Annotated in this window: 1 protein-coding gene; it reads left to right on the top strand. The window is 64.0% G+C overall.

The genetic code is table 11. The annotated features are described in order from the left end of the window. A partial coding sequence (locus OKA11_RS24360; RefSeq protein ID WP_267225202.1) for an IS256 family transposase occupies nucleotides 1–1120 on the top strand: 1120 nt, incomplete at its 5' end. Nucleotides 1121–1171: the final 51 nt, after the last annotated feature.

Raw genomic sequence — 1171 nt, 5'->3', positions numbered from 1 at the left:
CATTATGGAGGCCGATGTCGACGGCCTGGTCGGCGCTGGCCGCCATGAACGATCGGGCGAACGCACGACCTGGCGCAATGGCTACCGCGACCGCAGTCTCGATACCCGGCTCGGCACGCTCAACCTCAAGATCCCCAAGCTGCGGACCGGCGCCTACTTCCCCGGCTTCCTGGAGCCGCGCAAGACTGTTGAGAAGGCGCTGGTCGCAGTAATCCAGGAGGCGTGGATTGCCGGGGTCAGCACCCGGCGCGTCGATGAGCTGGTGCAGGCGATGGGCATGACCGGGATATCCAAGTCCTCCGTGTCAAAGCTGTGCAAAGACATCGACGAGCGCGTCCATGCCTTCCTCAAGCGCCCGCTCGCCGGTGACTGGCCCTACCTCTGGCTAGATGCCACCTACCTCAAGGTGCGCGAGGGGGGACGGATCGTCAGTGTCGCCGCGATAATCGCCGTCGCCGTCAACACTGAGGGCAAGCGCGAGATCGTCGGCCTGCACATCGGCCCTTCCGAAGCCGAGCCCTTCTGGTCGAGCTTCCTCAAGGACCTCTCCCGCCGCGGCCTGACCGGCGTGAAGCTGGTCATCTCCGATGCCCACGAGGGCCTCAAGGCAGCGATCACCCGCGTGCTCAGCGCCACCTGGCAGCGCTGCCGCGTCCACTTCATGAGGAACGCGCTCGCCTACGTGCCCAAGGGCCAAAACACGGTTGTTGCTGCTGCGATCCGCCAAGTCTTCCTCCAGCCCGATCATGCGGCCGCAACTCAGGTCTGGCGTCAGGTCGCCGATCAATTGCGCGCCAGATGGCCCAAGCTCGGCGCCTGCATGGACGATGCCGAGCACGACGTGCTCGCCTACATGACCTTCCCCGAGCAGCACCGGGTCAAGCTTCACAGCACCAACCCGCTGGAACGCCTGAACAAGGAAGTGAAGCGCCGCGCCGATGTTGTCGGCATCTTCCCGAACGAGGACAGCATCATCCGCCTCGTCGGTGCCGTCCTGCTCGAGCAGAACGATGAATACCAGCTCCAGCACCGCTACATGCAGATCGAGGGCATGGCCGCCCTTGCCACACCCATAACCGAGGAGGTTCAGCCGCTACAGATTACACCCAAGGCCGCCTGAAAATGCAGCCCGATGGCCAGCACCGAAATTACACCACATTGACGGACGTGA

The sequence above is a fragment of the Novosphingobium clariflavum genome, assembly GCF_026420865.1.
Lineage (GTDB): Bacteria > Pseudomonadota > Alphaproteobacteria > Sphingomonadales > Sphingomonadaceae > Novosphingobium > Novosphingobium clariflavum.
Note: the sequence above shows the minus strand (reverse complement) of the source record. Positions and strands in the feature narration are given on the sequence as shown.